Genomic DNA, 18,140 nt, shown 5'->3' on the forward strand with positions numbered 1-18,140 from the left:
GGCAAGTGAAGCGGCACCGGCCGCGGATCGAACAGCCCAGGGAAGGCAGGAGCCGATGAGCGTACGTGCCGCGCTGACACGTACAGCTGTGTTTGCCCTGCTCTACGCCGTTGCGACGTTCGCCGGTCGCCTCACGATCATGGACGGCACCAGCCTCAGCATCGTCTGGCCCGCCGCCGGCATCGCGGTGGTCTGGTTCTGCGCCCAGCGTCACTCCCCTGTGCGCTGGGCCGATGCCCTCGCGCTGGCGGCGGTCACCATGGTGATCAACATGCTCACCGGCGCCAGCGCCGCGCTGGCCGGCATGTTCGTGATCGCCAACCTGATCCAGGCCGGGCTGTTCGGCTACCTGATGAACCGTTGGCGACCGCATCTGTGGGGCGCCGGTGGCAGCGAGAGCCTGCGCAGCCCGCGCGACCTGTGGGCGCTGCTCAGCGCCGCGTTCTGCGCCACCGTGGCCGGCGCCGCGATCGGCCCGAGCGGGGTGTGGCTGTTCACCGGGCACTACTCGTGGTCGGCGACCGCCGTCTGGATGGCCCGCAACACCGCCAGCATGCTGCTCATCGGCGCCGTCGGCCTGTGCTTCGGCCACGCGCTGGCCGCCTACCTCACCCGGCACAACGGCAGCCTCGCCGGATGGCCGCGCGCTGTCGTAGCTGCCCTGCGGCGCACGCCCCGCCTGCGCATTCTCGAGTACGCCGCGATGGCCGCGTGCTCGGCCGCCGCGTATATCGTCAGCTTCGGACTCACCAGTGACCTGCCGATCAGCTTCACCCTGATCGGGCTGACCGTGTGGGGCGCGACACGCCTGTCAACGCCGTTCGTGGTGCTGCACGACATGGCCGTCGGCGTCATCGCGGTGCTGTTCACCCTGCATGACAACGGCCCGTTCGCCCACATCGGCTCTTTGCCGCTGCGCGCGATGGTGGTGCAGTTGTTCGTCGCCATGGTCGCGGTCGTTGGGCTTGCCCTGGCGCTGGGCCGAGACGAACGCCAAGCCCTGCTCCGCGAGCTTGACGCCGACAAGGCGGCCCTGGCCCGGGAGAAGGAGTACGCCGCACGGCAGGCCCAGCTGATGAACACCATCATCGACTCGATGGGCGACGGGTTGTCCGTCATCACCGCCGACGGTGACGTCGTGCTGCGCAACCCGGCCATGAGCCGGCTGCTGGGCGGGCGGACCAGCCCCGGCAACCGCATCACCACCAACGGCTACTACGGCTTGTACAACCTTGACGGCAGCCCCATCCGCATCGAAGCCACAGCCTACGCCCGGGTCATCGCCGGCGACAATGTCGAGAACCACGACGTGCTCATCCGCAACCCCGACGTGCCCGAGGGGCGCATCGTCAGCGTCAGCGCCGCCCGGCTCGATTACCACGGCCGGCCCAGCGCCGTGCTGCTGATGCACGACGTCACCGCCGAGCGCCGCCACCGCGACGAGCTCGCCGGTTTCGCCGGGGTGGTTGCCCATGACCTGCTCAACCCGCTCACCGCGGTCGAGGGGTGGGCCGGCACCGCCACCGAGGCACTCACCGAGGCACCCGGGCATCCCGCCACCACCGCGGCCCTGGGCAGCCTGGTCCGGGTGAGCCGGGCCGCCGCGCGGATGCGCGGTCTCATCACCGACCTGCTCGCCTACACCACCGCCCGCGACGCCGCCCTGGCCACCACCAGCATCGACCTCGACAAACTCGTCGCTGACATCGCCGCGATCCGCACCGACAGCGCCCTGGCGGCCGGGCAGGCGGCCCCGGTGTTCGCGATCGGGCACCTGGGCAGCGTGGCCGCCGACCCCACGCTGACCCGGCAACTACTGGACAACCTGATCGGCAACGCCATCAAGTACACCGCAGCGGGCGTAACGCCGCACCTGGTGGTGGACGCCTGTGAACTCAGCGGCATGCGCCAGGTCAGCATCGCCGACAACGGCATCGGCATCCCGGCCGGTCAGCACGACGCCATCTTCGACAATTTCCACCGCGCGCACCGCACCGCCGGCCACCCCGGCACCGGTCTGGGCCTGGGCATCTGCAAACGCATCGTGCAACGCCACGGCGGCACCATCACCGCCACCGACGACCCGGCAGGCGGCTCCCGCTTCACTTTCACGCTGCCGTTGCCCGCCCCGGCTCAGCCGCGAGCCCTGCAAACCACCGCCGCCTGATCGCGTCCGGAGCCTGACGGGGCCGGTGCGGGTCGTCGCGCTCGATCCGCCGCGGCGCCGGGTGCCCGGCGAGGCCGGACAGGTGGTGCCGCTCGCTCAGGCTCCGGTGCGAACCGGAGGACAACGGAAGGGGCGGCCGGAGCCGCCCACCTCACATCAACGCTCAGTTACCCCAGAACACATAGTTGGCCTTGTACGGCACGCTGGCCTTCTCCCCGTCCGTGCAGCCGGTCGCCGGGGCGACGCCGCCGTAGGTGTTCAGGCGCTGGATGTGCGTCACCGTGTCCAGCAGGCCCTGGCCGGAGTGGGTCTTGACCTCCAGCAGCAGCTCCGGGATGGCACCGGGCACCGGGGAGTTCGCCACCGGTGACGCGGTGACCAGCGAGCCGTCGGCCTCCGATTGCCAGGTGGGCCCGCCGAAGTGGTGGATCTTGCGGTTGGCGCCGTCGTACAGCCGGGCCTCGGGCACCGACGAGCCGGTGAACCTGCCACCCGTACACGTATAGGTCTGCGTTCCGTCACCGACCACGAACTGACCGATGATCTTAAGCCCGGCCGGCGGCTGCAGCGGCGAGCTCTCGGCGGCGGACGCCTGGTAGGTGACCGCGGAGCCGGCGACCGCAACCACGGCGGCGGCGGCAATGGCGACTTTCCTCTTCAACGAAGGCATGCCCGGCAGTACGCGGCACGAGCCGGTTTCGATCGGCGCAGGTGCAAATGGGCAGCGAACGATGTCCGCGCGATCGCCGGCTCCGCCGAAAGTCGTAGCCGGGGGGCTTGCGGAATCAACGCACGGCCGATGCGCCGGCTTGACGCGGCGATGGACGATGAGCCGGCTACAGAGGATGAATGTGACCTGATCGGTGGGAGACAGCGTGGCTACGGCGGTTGAGCAGCGTCAGCGGGTTCCGCAGGGCGGCGGGAAGACGTCTTCGCGGGAGCGTGCGCCGTGGCAGCCGCCGCCGGCGCGGGTGGTGGTGGCGCGCTGCGTGCAGGTGGTGGGCGCGTTTGACGCGGTCGCCGCGGTGCTGCCGTCCTGGCACAACCGGATGGCGACGCTGGCGCACATGATGCCCACCGCCGGGATGCTGACCGCGCGCACCGCAACCGCCGTGGTCGGGTTGCTGCTGGTGTATCTGGGCGCCGGGCTGCGCCGCGGCAAGCGCCGGGCCTGGCAGCTCGCGACCGGCCTGTGTGCCCTGAGCGTGGTGCTGCACATCGTCAAGGCCACGCCCGCCCCGGCCGTGGTGGCCGCCGCCCTGCTGGGTGTCCTGATCGTCGAGCGGGACCGCTTCCATGCCCGCGGTGACGTGCGCAACCGGTGGCGGGCGCTGTGGGTGTGCGCGGGATTCCTGGCCGCCGGGTTCGTTCTGGGCTTTGTGGAGGTCGCGCTGCGCTCCCGGCAGCTGATCGGCGACGCCGGGCCGCTCGCCTGGGCCCAGCACGTGGCGCTGGGCATGATCGGCATCACCGGTCCGCTGGAGTTCGAACACCCCGTCACCGGCACCGCTGTCGAGCTGACCACCGGCACCTTCGGTTTACTGGGCTTTGTCGCCGGGGCCGTGCTCCTGCTGCGTCCGGGGACCCGGCACGCTGGTTTTCAGGCCGAGGACGAGCCGCAGGTACGAACACTGCTCACCCAGCACGGCGAAGGCGACTCCCTCGGCTACTTCGCCCTGCGCTCGGACAAGTCGATCATCTGGGCTCCCTCGCGCCGGGCAGCCGTGTCGTACCGCGTGATCAACGGCGTGAGCCTGGCCTCGGGTAACCCGCTGGGCATCGCCTCGGCGTGGCCCGACGCGATCTCGGCGTGGCTGGCCGACTGCCGCGAACACGGCTGGACCCCGGCGGTGCTGGGCTGCAACACCGCCGGCGGCACGGCGTACCAGCGCTTCGGTCTGGACGCCATCGAGCTCGGCGACGAGGCCATCATCGACACCGCCGCGTTCACTTTGGAGGGCCGGTCGATGCGGACCGTACGTCAGGCGGTTGGCCGGGCCCGCCGGGCCGGCTACACCTGCCAGGTGGTCCGGCCCCGCGACCTGGACGACGAGACCCTGGAGCGGGCCCGGCAGTGTGCCGTGGCGTTCCGGCAGGGCAGTGTGGAGCGTGGCTTCTCGATGGCGTTGTCGCGCTTCGGTGACCCGGCCGACGGCGACTGCCTGCTGGTGCTGTGCCACGACGGCGAGGGCCGCCTGCGCGGGCTGCTGCAGTTCGTGCCGTGGGGCGGCAACGGCCTGTCGCTGGACCTGATGCGCGCCGATCGGGGGGCCGACAACGGCATCACCGAGCTGATGATCGTCAGCGCGGTGGAGGCCGCACCCGAGCTGGGGGTCAAGCAGGTGTCGCTGAACTTCGCGGTGCTGCGCTCGGTGTTCGCCCGGGCCGAGCAACTCGGCGCCGGACCGGTCATCCGGTTGTGGGCGCGGGCCCTGCGAGCCGTGTCGGGGCTGTGGCAGATCGAGTCGCTGTACCGGGCCAACGCCAAGTATCAGCCGTGCTGGCAGCCGCGGTTCCTGTGCTTCCCGTCGGCCCGGGACCTGTCGCGGGTCACCGTCGCCGCGCTCAGCGCCGAGGCGTTCCTGCCCTCCGGGCGTGCTCGCCGTACCCCCGAGCGTGGTCCGTGCGCCTGACCGGTCTTCCGCTGATCGCTCTGGCGGGCTCCGGCGCCCTCGCGGCCCTGGCTCTGACGATCCGGTTCTGGTCGCGCGGCGGGCGCCGGCGCCGGTTGCTCACCCGTACGACCGGAGTTCTCTGCGTGCAGATCCTCGCCGTCGCCGCCGTCGCCCTGGCCTACAACCGCGCCCAGACGTTCTACCCGTCCTGGTCGGATCTGGTCGCCGAGGGGTCGGCAGCCGCGCCGCCCCCACCACCACCGGCCGCCGCGGGCCCGGCCGACCCCGCGCCCACCAGCCTGGCGTGGGCCGGCGCACCGGTCCAGGTGAGCGCCCCCGCCGGCTACGCCACCCGCTCACCCGTCCGGTTCCCCGTGATTGTCGTGCTCGGCGGGCCGGAGCACCTCCCGCCGGTGCCCGACGCGGTCGTTGTCGCCGTCAGCCCGCCCGCCGGCACCCGCGCGAGCGCTCTGGCCCCCGTGATCACCGGGCTGCAGCGCCGGGCCCGGGTCACCGAGCACGGCTGGGTGCTGCTCACCGACGACCGGCACCAGCGGCTGGCCAAGCAGCTCAGCGCGGGCTCGTCCTTCGCCTCTGCCCCGGTCGTCGTCACCGGGGGGCGATGGGAAGCCGCGCTCACCGAGGCGGCCGACCGGCTCCCCGCCCCTCTGGCCAAGCCGGTGGTCCCGTGACCATCGACGGCACCGCCACCATCGTGGCCGGGGTGGTGATTACGCTGCTCGCCACCGTGGCCCTGGCGTTCTTCTGGGACCGCCGTGCTGTGGCCGGTCGCATCCTTCTGGCCGTGCTCGCGATCCTGCCCCTGGCCGCCACCAGCGCGCTGCAGGCCAACCGGCTCACCGCGACGTACGAATCCTGGTCGGCTCTGTTCGGTGGGTCCGCCCAGGCCGCCTCGCTGACCTCCAGCCTGCCCCCGGCCAGCCGTCCGCGCCCCGGCGGCGGGCGTCTGCTCACCGTCACCGTCCCCGGCGAGGCCAGCGGCCTCAGCCTGACGATGGGCGTCTACCTGCCGGCCACCTACGACACCCCGGCCGGGGCAGATCAGCGGTTCCCGGTCATCGAGGCGTTGCACGGCTACCCCGGCTCCCCCAGCACCTGGATCCGCCGCCTCAACGTGGTCCGCGTGCTTGACGAGGAGATAGCCGCCCAGCGCATGGCCCCGACCGTGGTGCTGTTCCCGTACCAGACGCCGCGGCGGTTGCTGGACACCGAATGCACCAACCTGACCGGCGGCCCGCAGAGCGAAACGTTCGTCACCGCCGACGTCGCCGCCTACGCCGCCGAGCATCTGCGGGTGCGCACCGACCGCGAGAGCTGGGGGCTGATCGGCTACTCCGCCGGCGGCTACTGCGCCATGAACCTCGCCCTGCGCCACCCCGAGCGCTATGCCGCCGCCGCGTCGCTGTCCGGCGATGCCAAGCCGGGCATCACCATCGGGGACAAGAGCGAGAACACCACCAACAACATCGGCTGGCGCCTGCAGAACCTGCCCCCACCCAGGATTGCCCTGTACGTCTCCTGGGCCGCCGACGACAGTCAATCGCGCACCGGCTCCAGCCTCGTCGCCCGCCTGGCCCGGCCCCCGATCGCGCTGACGACGGCCGAGCTGGCCCGCGGCGGGCACAGCCACGCCCTTTGGCGGCGCATGGAAGCCCCGGCCTTCGACTGGCTCTCCGCCCACCTGGCCCGGCCCCGCACCGCCTAGGTTTGGCTGCGCTCAGAGGCGGCAGGCCGGCACCGTGCTCGGCAGCGGTCTGGCGGGGTTCGTCGGCGCCGGAGGGGACGTGCTCGGCTGCCTGGGCGACGCCGGCGATGGTGGCGGCGAGATACGCGGAGCCCTGGCCGCCTGCCCGACGCTGCGGGCGATCCCGGCAGTGGTGGCTCTTCCTCGTACACCGAAGAACCGCCGGGTGCGTGGGATGCCGGAATCGACCGGCCGGCCGGCAATTATGAATGCCCATCAATTCGGCGGAATGCCATTCCGGCATCACCGTTCGAAAGACCCGGACAGCCCATAACCCGTACAAGCGTGACGGTTAACCGCCGATTTTCGAACATCTCTTGACATTAATGAGAGGTAAACGGCCATGATGTAACACCACCGACCTCAGTGGAGAACAAATGATCACATCAAGTGCCCGGCGCGGCTCCCTGCGCCTGGCCACCGCCCTCACCGCTTCGCTCTCCCTGGCCGCCGGCCTGCTCGGCGCCTCAGCCATGCCGTCGGTCGCCGTCCCGGCCCAGCCGTCCACCGCCGCCCCGGCCGCTGCCCCGGCTGCCGCACTGGCTGCCGCGCCGGCCGGCCCGGTCATCGATCAGAACTTCGCCGACCCCGATGTCATGAAGGTCGGTAAGACCTATTACGCCTACGCCACGAACAGCGACGGCCGGCACATCAAGTGGGCCACCTCCACCGACCTGGTCACCTGGACCGTGCAGGCCAGCGACGCGCTGCCCACGCTGGGCGCCTGGGCCGACTCCGACTGGTCGTTCCCGTCCGGCGGCTCCGGTGACCACGGCGTCTGGGCCCCCGAGGTGTTCGCCACCGGCTCGAAGAGCTTCGTCATGTGGTACACCGCGCACGACCGCGCGTCGGGCAAGCAGTGCATCGGAGCGGCCACGGCTACCTCGCCCGGCGGCCCGTTCGTGCCGCAGAGCACCAGCCTGATCTGCACCCCGGAGACCGGCGGGGTGATCGACGCGTCCTCGTACACCGAGGGCAACAAGCGCTACGTGCTGTGGAAGAACGACGGCAACTGCTGCGGTCAGGACACCTGGCTGCACCTGCAGAAGGTCAGCGACAACGGGCTGCGCCGTACCGGCAGCGAGACCCAGCTGATCAAGCAGAACAAGCCGTTCGAGGGCACCCTGGTCGAGGCGCCGACGCTGTGGAAGCACGGCAAGACGTACGTGCTGTTCTACTCGGGCAACTTCTTCGGCAACAACAGCTACATCAGCAGCTACGCCACCTCGACCGATCTGAAGGGCCCGTACACCAAGGCGGCAGCCCCGCTGATGACCACCGACGCCTTCGCCGGCGCCGTGCGCGGACCCGGCGGGCAGGACATCGTGACCGGCCCGGACGGCAAGGACCGGATCATCTTCCACGGCTGGGACCCGACCTACACCTACCGGGCCGTGTACTCCGCGCGCCTGGACTGGCAGGACGGCCGGCCCATCGTGGAGGGCGCGAAGATCCGCTACGAGGCCGAGGACGCGAACTTCACCCGGGCCAACGCCCGCTACGCCGCCAACGGCGCCAGCAACGGCGTCGTGGTCGGTGGCATCGACTTCGCCGACAGCCGGGTCACCTTCAGCGTCTACGTCCCCCGGGCCGGCGACTACCGCCTGTTCACCCGCTACGCCAACGGATCCGACGCCGGTGCGGCCAGCCACTCGCTGTTCGTCAACAACGCCGCCGCCGGAACCGTTGACTACCCCAACACCGGCTGGGACAACTGGCAGGTCACCGAGCGCAGCGTGACCCTCAAGGCCGGCACCAACACCATCTCGTACGGCAAGGGCGCGAACTTCGCCGAAATCGACGCGATCGACGTCGCCTGACCCAGGTCCGGGTCCAGCGCCAGGGCGACCGGCCACCCCGGTCGCCCTGGCGTTTGCTTACTCCCCGGACCGGCCAGCCGACGGCCGGGGCCCGGGGCCGTCACCTTCACGGCCTCATCCCCCGTCACGGCCGTGTGGTCCCCACCGCGACCGCCACCCGGGCCACGGCCCAGGCGACCTACGGCGTTGACGCCGTTGGTCTCTGAGCCGACAGATGCTCGTCCAGCAGCCCGGCCACCGCGTCCAGGGTGACGTCCCCGCCGGCCAGCGCGATCGCCACCTGCTCGAAGGTTTCCAGGATGGCCCGGATCTCGGCCGGGGCCAGCACCGCGGTGTCCGCCATCAGCGACAGCTCGATCCGTTGCGCGGTGCCCCGCGTGTCCAGGAACAGCGCCACCCCCTCCGCCTCGGTCTTCTGGGGCCAGCTGAACGTCGTGCTCCGCGCCAACTGGGCCAGCGCTTGCGGGGTGGTGGCGACCGGGCCGGCGGGCCGGGGCAGCGTGGACCACATGTCGTTGAACTGGCCGCCGGGATCGAAGGCCGCCCCGCGGGCGTCGGCGGCGCCGCGGAACACCCGGGCCGCGGCGCGCTGGTCGTAGCGGGCATGCTGGCGGGCCCTGGTCATCACGCTGTCGCTCTGGGCCAGCAGGTCCTTGAACGAGGTGGCCGTCAGGTCGACCGCGCACAGGACGGCCTGGTTGAGGCTGGTCACCGTGAAGAACAGATCCGGGGTCGTACGGTTGCTGTGCATGACGTCGAGGGGATAGAACGGGCCGGGCAGGAACGGGCGCAACAGGCTGGTGGTGATCGCCAGCAGCAGCACCGAGGTAGTGGTCCGATACCGGCGGGCGGCCGCGCGCAGGGCGACCGGGATGGCGTCGGATTCGAGTTCGCCGCGGAAGAACCGGGGTGATTCCGGGGCGCGCCGGGCCGGGAGCATGCCCTGCGACATGCGGGCGAGCTGGGCGCGCATGTGGTGCATGGCGTCGACGGTGAGCAGCTGACCGGCCGGGGATCCCTCGAAGGTGGCCAGGTCCACCGGTTGCAGCGCCGGGCGGGGCGGCGGCGGATCCTGGCGTTTGACCCGTGCCTGCAGCAGCGCACTCAGTTCGGCGACCAGGATCTCCGCGCTGGTGTAGTCGGCCGACAGGTGCGAGACGGCGAACACCACAAGGATCGGGATGTTGTCCTGGGTGGCAACGGCAAACCGTACCGGTAACTCCTCGCCGTGCTCGAAGGCCCGCGAGCTGAAGCGCTGCAGGCAGCCGGTCACGATGTCGGTGAAGCTGACCGGGTCGTCGGCGGCGCGGTCGATGACCTCGACGCTCAGCGTGCCCGAAGCGAGCACCTCCTGGCTGGCCTGGCCGCGGGCCGGCGCGCGGTACAACGTACACAAAGCTTCATGGCGGTTGAGGATCTCCCCGATCTGTTCGAAAACCTCTTCGAGGCTCATCAGCAACGGGACGGGCAGCCAGCGGGTCAGCACAAAGAACGGCTTGACCTCCGGCAGCCAGTCCTGGAACAGGTCCCAAGTGCCTTGCTGGCCCCAGGCCAAGGCTGCGGTGCGCGAGCGTCCACCGTAGAACTCGATCTGCGCGGTACGTTGGGTGATCACAACAGGGTTCCCGTCCGGGTGAGGGCGGACACGGGACGCGCGAACAGCACGTGCCGCAGGCAGAAGATGGAGTACGTCAACCCGGCCGTCCAACTGGCCACCACGGCCCACATCACCGCGTCGATGCCGAACGGGCCGTTGAGCAACCAGGCGAACGGGATCTGCACCGCCACGAAGGCGATGATGGTGCAGACGAGTGGGGCCACGGTGCGCCGCGCGCCGTTGAGATAGCCGTGCAGCACGACCATCACGGTGTACAGCACGAAGAACGGGAAGATGATGAGCAGGTAGTGCTCGGTCAGCCGGTGGGTGGCCGGGTCGGTGGTGAACAAGGCGGCGATGGGGGTACGAGCAAGCAGCACCACCGCGCTCGTCAGCACCGCCAGCCCCGCGGTCAGGCCCAGGGTTCGCAGCAGCCCGAGCCGCGCCCGGGGTTCGTCGCCGGTGCCGAGGTTCTGCGCCACGAACGCGGTGACCGCCCCCGAGAAGTCGAGGAACAGCAGGCTGGCGAACGACTCGATGCGCGACACGATGGTGAACGTGGCCATCACCGTCTCGCCGTAGAACTGGATGATCCAGACCAGCACCAGGATGCCCAGGGCCAGGATGATGTGCTGGCTGGCCAGGGGGAAGCCGAGCCGTACGGCATCGATGAGCTCCCGCCGCACGGCCGGGGTCGCGGCGCCCGGCGGGACGGGGTGCCGCCGGCGGGCGTAGGCCAGCCCGCCGAGCAGGCCCAGGGTGCTGGCGACCACGGTGGCCATGGCCGCCCCGGCGATCCCGAAGCCGAACAGCGCCAGGAACGCCCACACCAGCACGATGTTGGCCACGCTGCTCAGGCCCTGCACCCACATCGCCGCCCGCGAGTCGCCCAGCCCGCGGAAGTACGCGCTGACGGCAGCGCCGCCGAACATGCCGGGGAAGCCGATCGACAGCACGCCGAAGAACAAGCGGCAGTCCTCGGCCAGTTGGCCGTGGATGCCCATCAGGCCCAGCACCGGCCCGGCCAGCACGGTGGCCAGGATGATGCAGCCGGCCGCCCACCCCGCGGTGAGCAGGGCGAGGGCCAGCACGACACCGCGCCGTTCCCCGCCTTGCCGGGCGCCCTGCAGGTGGGCCAGCCGGATGGTGAACGCGGTGCCGAGCCCGATGAACATCGCGTTGAGCAGGTAGAACAGCGGCGCACAGGCGCCCACCGCGGCCAGTCCGGTGATGCCGACATAGCGGCCCACGGCGATGCTGTCGACCAGCAGGTAGCCCTGTTGCAGCAGGTTCGCCGCGGTCAGGGGCAGCGAGAACCGGAGTATGTGACGCAGCACCGGTCCGGTGGTCATGTCTGACATGCCCGCTCCTCGCCTACGCGGCGTTCGCCGCGAGGTCGGTCAGGTCCTCGATGTGGTAGGCGATCTCGGCGATCGTGCGGTCGGCGAGCAGGTCGGCCACGTCGTACGGCACCCCGTGGCAGACCGCGATGGTGCTGGCCACCGACGCCGCCATGATGGAGTCGCCGCCCAGGTCGAAGAAGTCAGCTTCCAGTTGCAGGCAGTCGTAGCCGAAGGCCAGCGCGAGGCACTGGGCAACCGAGGTTTCCAGGGCGGTGTAGTCACCGTCGGGGCGGCCTTCGAGCTCCACTCGTACGGCGGCAACGTTTTCCTTGATTTTCTTCGAGGCCTGCAGCAGCCGCTCCTCCAGCGCCCGCATCTCCCGTTCCACCTTGGCCTCGATGTCGGCCGACAGGGCCACGTCGTAGGAGCGCAGCAGGTGGATCAGCTCGCCGCGGTAGTGCAGTTCACCGGCGAACAGCCGGGGCCGGCGCGAGCGCAGCCCGGCGTCGAGAACATCCAGCGCCAGCGTGGTCGGCAGCGCCTTGAACATGGTGTCGCCGTTGGTGCCGTAGTCGACCGCCATCCCGATTTCCTTCCACGCAACCCAGTCGAGGGCGATCACATGGCAGGCATCCCCGGCCCGGGTGCGGGCGAGGTTGTCGAGGTAGTAGTTCGCGGCGGCGTAGTCGGCCTGCCCGGGCGCGGGGAACACCGAGGCCACCGAGGAGAAGTGCACGACGAAGTCGGGGCGGTCGTCGCGGGTGAGCTCGTCGAGCTTGAACGCCGCGTGCAGCTTGGCCCGGATCACCGCGTCGAAGTCGGCCAGGTCGCGGAACATGATGGTGCTTCCGCCGGGCAGGCCGGCGGCGTGCACGATGCCGTCGATGCGCCCGCACTTGCGCTGGATCTCCACCACGGCCGCGGCCAGCGCGCCCGGGTCACCGGCGTCGGCCGGGGTGACCAGCACGGTGGCGCCGAGGCGTTCCAGCTCCTGCACCGCTTGGATGCGACCGGCCGCCGCGGAGGTGGCGGACTTGCTGAGCAGGGTGTCCCACTGCTCGCGCGGGGGCATGCCGGAGCGGCTGAGCAGGGCCAGCGTGATGCCGCTCTGGCGCTGGGCGAACGAGGTGGCCACGGCCAGCCCGAGCGCGCCGGTGCCGCCGGTGATCAGGTAGGTGCCGCCGGGCCGCAGGTAGGCCGCGGGATCCTCGCCGGCGGGCTGCTCGACCTCGACGAAGACCTCGCGGCGGCGTTCGGTGCCGCGCAGCACGAACAGGCCGTACTCGTGGGACAGGATCTCGGCGCGCAAGGCGCCGGAGGGTACTTCGGTGTCCACATCGACGTGCGTGGTCCGGATGTACGGGTACTCGCGGCTGATCACCTTGCCAAAGCCGGCCAGGGCGGCGTTCTCGGCGACGACAGCCTCCTCGCCGTCGATGGCGCAGACGGCGCGGTGGGTCAGCACGGTCAGGTCCACCTTGACACCGGCCGCCATCAGCGCCTTGCACAGCAGGAACAGGCTGTGCAGGTTCTTCGAGGTCCGGCGCTCGATCTCGTCGATCGAAACGGCCGGGCCGGCCTCGAACGCCAGGGCGTGCACGATGTGCGTGACGTCCTCGTCGCCGACGATCCGCGCGATTGCCTCGAACGAGGCGGGATCGCTGGCGTCGAACGCGGTGCCCCCGGCAACGACCGGTTCGCCGAGGCGCAGCACCTGAGCGTCCGCGCCACTCGCGGCCACGGCGACAGCTTCGCCGCCGGTGTCCGGGTCGGCCAGGATGAGGACCTTCGTTGCCCCGGCGGTGGCGGGCACCTCCGGGGCAGCGGCGGGCTGCAGCTCCACGCCGTGGGTCACCGGGTGGCTCTCGTCCACGGTGGCCAGGGACAACTGCTCGCGCCAGGTGGCGGGGAACTCCACCCAGGCCGTGCTCTCGTCGAACTCGTACCCGGGCAGGTGCACGATGCGAGGGCGGTGGCCCGCGCCGGTGCTGCCGGCCGGAGCGCCCTGCAGGTACGCCGACGCCTGCTCGGCCAGCGGACCCTGCACCGGGGTGGCACCGCCGGCCAGCGTTGCGACCAGTTGCTCGCGCAGGTCGGCGGCGGACGTGACGGCCAAGGCGATGCGGTGCCGGTGTGAGCTGCGCGAGGCCCGTACGGTGTGGCAGACGTCGGCGATGCTGACCCCGGCCAGGCCCCCGTTGTCGATGAACGCGATGTAGCTCTCGGCCAGGGCACTCAGCGAGCGGATGGTGGCGGCGCTGAGGGTGAACAGGTACGGGCCGCCGGCGTCCGGGGTGGCCGCGTCGGCGGGCACGTACTCCTCGACGACGACGTGGGCGTTGGTGCCGCCCAGGCCGAACGCGCTGACCCCGGCGCGACGGGGGCCGCCGGGTGACTCCCACGGGTGCAGGTCGGTGGAGACGTACAGCGGGCCGGAGGCGAAGTCGAGCTTCGGGTTGGGGTGCACGAAGTTGGCCTGCGGCGGGATCGCCCGGCGACGCAGCACGGCGATCGCCTTGAGCAGCCCGATGACTCCGGAACCCTCGAAGAGGTGGCCGACGTTGGCTTTGACCGTCCCGACGGCGCAGAAGTTGCGGTCGCTGGTGTGCCGGGCGAACGCGCGGCGCATCCCCTCGTGCTCGATGGGGTCGCCGACCCGGGTGGCGGTGCCGTGCGCCTCGAGATAGCCGATGGAACGCGGGTCGACCCCGGCGTTGCGCCAGGCCGCGTCCAGCAGATCGGCCTGGGAGTCGGAGTCGGGGTTGGTGATGCCCTCGGTGTTGCCGTCGTGGTTGACCGCGCTGCCCTTGATGACCGCGTAGATCTGGTCGCCGTCGGCCACTGCCTGGTCGAGGCGCTTGAGCACCACCGAGCCGGAGCCCTCGCCGAAGCCGGTGCCGTCGGCCGCCTCGTCGAAGGTGCGGGTGACACCGTCGGAGGACTCGATGCCGATGGTGGAGTGCGGATGCTTGACCGGGGCGAAGACGATCCGGGCGCCGCCGACCACGGCGAGTTCGCAGTCGCCGGCCAGCAGGGCGTTCTTGGCCTGGTGCACCGCCACCAGGGTGGCCGAGCAGGCGGTGTCCACGGTCATGCTGGGCCCCCGCAGGTCGAGGTAGTGCGACAGCCGGTTGGCCAGCATCGTCGGGATGTTGCCGGTGATCGCCTGCTGGCCCACCGTCGGGTCCACCCGGCAGATGTAGTCCAGGTACGTCGAGCCGGGGTTGACCGCGAACCCGACGAACACCCCGGTCCGGCTGCCCCGCAGCCGATCGCTGGAGTAGCCCGCGTCCTCCAGGGCCAGGAACATGGCGCGCATGACCATGCGGTGGTGCGGGTCGGTCAGCGTGGCCTGGCGCGGGTTCATGGCGAACAGCGCGTAGTCGAAGCTGTCGACGATGTCGAGGAAGCAGCCGTTGTGGTAGTCGATGTCCGGGTCGGTCACCGGGTCGACGCTGGTGGCCCGCAGGTAGCGGATGTACTCGTCGAGCTTGTGCCGCCGCTCCTGCGGGAAGGGGCGGGTGAGGCTGGTGCCGGTGCTGATGATCTGCCAGAACTCCTCGAGGGTTCGAGCTCCGGGCACCTCGACCGAGACGCCGACGACCGCGATATCCGTGTTCATTTCAGGCTTCCCTCAGCGATCTTGTTGACAAGTGAACTCAAGGTGTGGCCGTTTACCTCGTCGAAGGCGGTCACACCGGCCGAGCGCAGGGTGGTCACGGCGCGGACCCATTCGACCGGCGCCGACAGTTGCCGGGCGAGCAGGCCGGCGCCGTCGGCGACGTCGAACAACTCGCCGGTGATGCTCGAAACCACAGGTGTCTGCGGTGGCTGGAAGACGCAGTCGTCGAGCACAGCGCGCAGGCGGTCGGCCGCGGGTTGCATCAGCTCGGTGTGGAAGGGACCGCTGACGTTGATCGGGACCACCCGGGCGCCGGGCAGCGCGGCGATGGCCTTGCCCGCGACGGCGACCTCGGCCCGGTCCCCGGCGATGGTGGTCTGGGTGTCGGCGTTGAGGTTCGCGATGAACACCTTGGTCAGCCCGGCCTCGGCCAGCGCCCGGCGCACGAAGGCAGCCGGGACCCCCTGCACTGCCGACATGCCACCGCCGGTGACCTCGGCCATCAGCTCGGCCCGGCGCTTGACGACCCGCAGCGCGGTGGCGAAGTCGAGCACCCCACCGGCGACCAGCGCGTTGTACTCGCCCAGGCTGTGCCCGGCGAAGAACCGGTACCGCTGCGGATCCGCGGCGAGCTGCTCGCGGCCCAGCAGCGCGTTGACCACGAACACCGCGGGCTGGGCGTAGCGGGTGTTGCGTAGCTGCCGGTCGGGGTCGGCCAGGCACAACTGTTTGATGGAGAAGCCAAGAATCTCGTCGGCGGCGGCGGTGTCCTCGGGGAACCGGTCGAACAGTTCTGCTCCCATTCCCCGGCGCTGCACACCCTGACCAGGAAAAAGTAGACATCGCACGGTGGCACTCGTATCGGTCACGCGTTACTCCTCGTGGGCATGATGAGCGAACTGCTGGACCGATTCGAAACGCAGTCGCCGGGAAAGAGGCTGCATGCATTCCCGGGAGAAACGACGGGCACTCACGCCCGGACCGCAGTCGACAATGCGTTCGATATCGGCGTCGGAAATGGCGTGCGAGATGGCCGTTTCCCATTCGACGCGGCGCAGGAAAACCTGGTCGAGAAACTCGGTCATCAGGTCACCGGCATCCTGCAGATTGCCGGCCCGATCCATCGCGTAAACGGGTAACTGCAGGTCAGGGCCGGTGGGTGACCCGCCGATGAACGCACGATCGGCGTGGACCTGGCGCACCGCTTCGGCCAGCGCCGGGCTGTGAAAGGGAATGGTGTTGGCCAGAAAGGACCAGGTGGCGCCGGTACGGATCAGCTCGGGTCCGTGCACCCGGTGGAAGTCCAGCAGGTCGGGGGCCGGGCCGCTGACCACCTGCACGGACCGCGAGTTGACCAGGCCGACGGTGAGGGCTTGGGGACGTACCTTGTTGTAGGCCTCCACCGCCTCTTGCACGTCCTGGCGTGACGTCCCGCTCAGCAGCGCCATCGGGCTTGCCGGGCTGGCGCTGTGCTCGGCGGTGAGGTGGTGAGCGCGGATCAGACTGCTCGCGACCAATCTGATTGACCAGGTCACGGCGTCGAGGAAGGCGTCGAGGCGCCGCAGTCGCAGACCGCAGACCAGGGCCGCCTGCAGCCCGATGCTGTAACCAAGCGCGGCCACGACCGGGCCGGCACCCAGGCGGCGGGCCGGTTGCAGCCGGCAGAGCTGGTGCACGACCACGCAGATGCCGGCGGCGATCGAGTTGCAGAGCGGGTCCGCCGGGACGGTGCCCGGCTTCTCCAGCCATTGCCGCAGGTTCAGCAGGTGCACCGGCGCCGGCGTGGCCTCGGCGGCGAAGCGCTCGCGCACCTGATCGAGGGCAGCGAAAACACAATGGAAATAGGCGGCATTGGCGGGCTCGGCATAAAGCGCTGCCAGCGCGGACAGCAATTTATCGTTGTTCCCGCCGAGGCCGTCGAAGAGAACAAGGGTACGCGTCATGATATCGGCCTGCTCAGGGGAATTCACCTCGTCATTTCGGGCATGGTTCAGCGCCCGGCGTATGCGGCTGTTTCGCGCCTGCCGACAACCATTGTCGAGGGCGCGGAGCTGGCTTGACCGGGCACCGATCCCGCAGGCGCGCAAAACGGCGTGGAATGCAGCTGAGAAACCACTCGGTCAGGTGGCCAGGGAAAAGCTATCCCGGCGGTAACGATGGGTCAAGGCTTGCAATCGGAGAGTATTCAAGCCGCGCGACGGCGGCGCCGGGAGCCGCGAAACGGGGTAAAAACCGACGACATCGGCATTACGGAGAGCGGATATGGCCGATTCGCCGAGATATTTGCTGGGGTAAATCCCCGCACGCCCGCCACCGTGTGACCTTAGCCATACCCCCATCGATGCCCTCACCGGCCGGCGGAATGCCCGTTCGACGCCACCGGCTCAGCCGGATGGCCATAGTGGAGGGTGCGGTCGTACCCGAACGGATATCCCCGTCACCGCACCGGCCGCTGAACCCGCGGCCGGTTCCTGCCCTCGGTGCAGGAGGCTCAGACGGGTGCCGGGTGGCGGTGCAGATCGACCACGCGGTCCACCCGGGCGGCGATGTCGGCGCGGTGGGTGATCACCAGCACGGTCCGGCCGGCGGCGACGGCGAGCAGGTCGGCGAGCAGGGACACCGCGGTCGGGTCGTCGAGGTGTTCGGTGGGTTCGTCGAGGATGAGCACCGGGAAATCGGCCAGCAGCGCCCGGGCCAAGGCCAGCCGCCGCCGCTGACCGCCGGACAGGGACCGGCCATGCTCACCGATCAGCGTCTGCACGCCGTCGGGCAGGGTGTCCACCCAGTCGAGCAGCCGCGCGCCGGCCAGCGCGCCGCGGAGCTGCTCCTCGGTGGCTTGCGGGCTGGCGATCCGCAGGTTGGCCGCGATGGTCGTGTCGAACAGGTACGCGTCCTCAGCCAGGTAACCCACGAGCTGCCGGACCCGTTCGGGTGCAATGCGGCGCAGGTCGACACCGTCGAGGGTGACCCGACCGGCCGACGGGTCGAGCAAACGCACCAGCAGGGCGGCCACGGTGCTCTTACCGCAACCGCTCGGGCCGACCAGCGCGACCCGCTCTCCCGCCCGTAAGACCAGATCGGTGTCGTGCAGCACCGGGCGGCCCGGGGCCCAAGCCGCGGTGACCTTCTCCAGCCGCAGGGTGGGCGGGCCGGCGGGGACGTCGACCGGTGAAGCGGTCGATGCGATGGGCGCCGGGGTGGACAGCACCCC

12 protein-coding genes are annotated in these 18,140 nt (G+C 70.5%); 5 read left to right on the plus strand and 7 right to left on the minus strand.

Going from position 1 to position 18,140, the window contains the following annotated elements; all coding sequences use genetic code 11:
- Positions 1–55 precede the first annotated feature (55 nt).
- Positions 56–2,167, plus strand: a complete 2,112-nt coding sequence (locus TFC3_RS13445; RefSeq protein ID WP_067499674.1) for an ATP-binding protein — start codon at positions 56–58, stop codon at positions 2,165–2,167.
- A gap of 163 nt (positions 2,168–2,330) precedes the next feature.
- Here the strand turns inward: TFC3_RS13445 and TFC3_RS13450 are convergent, their stop codons facing one another.
- A complete protein-coding gene (locus TFC3_RS13450; protein ID WP_067499676.1) occupies positions 2,331–2,837 on the minus strand; it encodes a DUF3455 domain-containing protein in 507 nt (168 codons plus the stop codon).
- 205 nt (positions 2,838–3,042) lie between these two features.
- Between TFC3_RS13450 and TFC3_RS13455 the strand changes: the two genes are divergently transcribed.
- From TFC3_RS13455 to TFC3_RS13470, 4 genes are all read left to right on the plus strand, one after another.
- Positions 3,043–4,800, plus strand: a complete 1,758-nt coding sequence (locus TFC3_RS13455) for a phosphatidylglycerol lysyltransferase domain-containing protein (RefSeq protein ID WP_082772030.1) — start codon at positions 3,043–3,045, stop codon at positions 4,798–4,800.
- Positions 4,791–5,474, plus strand: coding sequence for a hypothetical protein (locus tag TFC3_RS38530; protein ID WP_067499678.1), 684 nt, complete (start codon positions 4,791–4,793; stop codon positions 5,472–5,474). Before TFC3_RS13455 ends, TFC3_RS38530 begins: the two co-directional genes overlap by 10 nt.
- Positions 5,471–6,508, plus strand: coding sequence for an esterase family protein (locus TFC3_RS13465; protein ID WP_236718108.1), 1,038 nt, complete (start codon positions 5,471–5,473; stop codon positions 6,506–6,508). The genes TFC3_RS38530 and TFC3_RS13465 overlap by 4 nt, the downstream gene beginning before the upstream one ends.
- Positions 6,509–6,924: 416 nt before the next feature.
- Positions 6,925–8,367, plus strand: coding sequence for a family 43 glycosylhydrolase (locus TFC3_RS13470; RefSeq protein ID WP_067499680.1), 1,443 nt, complete (start codon positions 6,925–6,927; stop codon positions 8,365–8,367).
- A 178-nt stretch (positions 8,368–8,545) separates the two neighbouring features.
- Here the strand turns inward: TFC3_RS13470 and TFC3_RS13475 are convergent, their stop codons facing one another.
- From TFC3_RS13475 to TFC3_RS13500, 6 genes are all read right to left on the minus strand, one after another.
- Positions 8,546–9,982: a condensation domain-containing protein gene (locus TFC3_RS13475; RefSeq protein WP_067499682.1), complete on the minus strand. Its 1,437-nt coding sequence runs from the start codon at positions 9,980–9,982 to the stop codon at positions 8,546–8,548.
- Positions 9,979–11,325: an MATE family efflux transporter gene (locus TFC3_RS13480; protein WP_082772032.1), complete on the minus strand. Its 1,347-nt coding sequence runs from the start codon at positions 11,323–11,325 to the stop codon at positions 9,979–9,981. Before TFC3_RS13480 ends, TFC3_RS13475 begins: the two co-directional genes overlap by 4 nt.
- A 13-nt stretch (positions 11,326–11,338) precedes the next feature.
- A complete protein-coding gene (locus TFC3_RS13485; protein ID WP_067499686.1) occupies positions 11,339–14,929 on the minus strand; it encodes a type I polyketide synthase in 3,591 nt (1,196 codons plus the stop codon).
- A complete protein-coding gene (locus tag TFC3_RS13490; RefSeq protein ID WP_369819619.1) occupies positions 14,926–15,798 on the minus strand; it encodes an ACP S-malonyltransferase in 873 nt (290 codons plus the stop codon). The genes TFC3_RS13485 and TFC3_RS13490 overlap by 4 nt, the downstream gene beginning before the upstream one ends.
- A 3-nt stretch (positions 15,799–15,801) precedes the next feature.
- Positions 15,802–16,872, minus strand: a complete 1,071-nt coding sequence (locus TFC3_RS13495) for a hypothetical protein (RefSeq protein WP_067499690.1) — start codon at positions 16,870–16,872, stop codon at positions 15,802–15,804.
- Between the two features lie 548 nt (positions 16,873–17,420).
- On the minus strand, positions 17,421–18,140 hold a 720-nt coding region (locus tag TFC3_RS13500), incomplete at its 5' end, for an ABC transporter ATP-binding protein (protein ID WP_153040431.1).

Origin of the sequence: Actinoplanes sp. TFC3 (assembly GCF_001553785.1) — a bacterium.
In the GTDB taxonomy this organism is placed as follows: Bacteria; Actinomycetota; Actinomycetes; order Mycobacteriales; family Micromonosporaceae; genus Actinoplanes.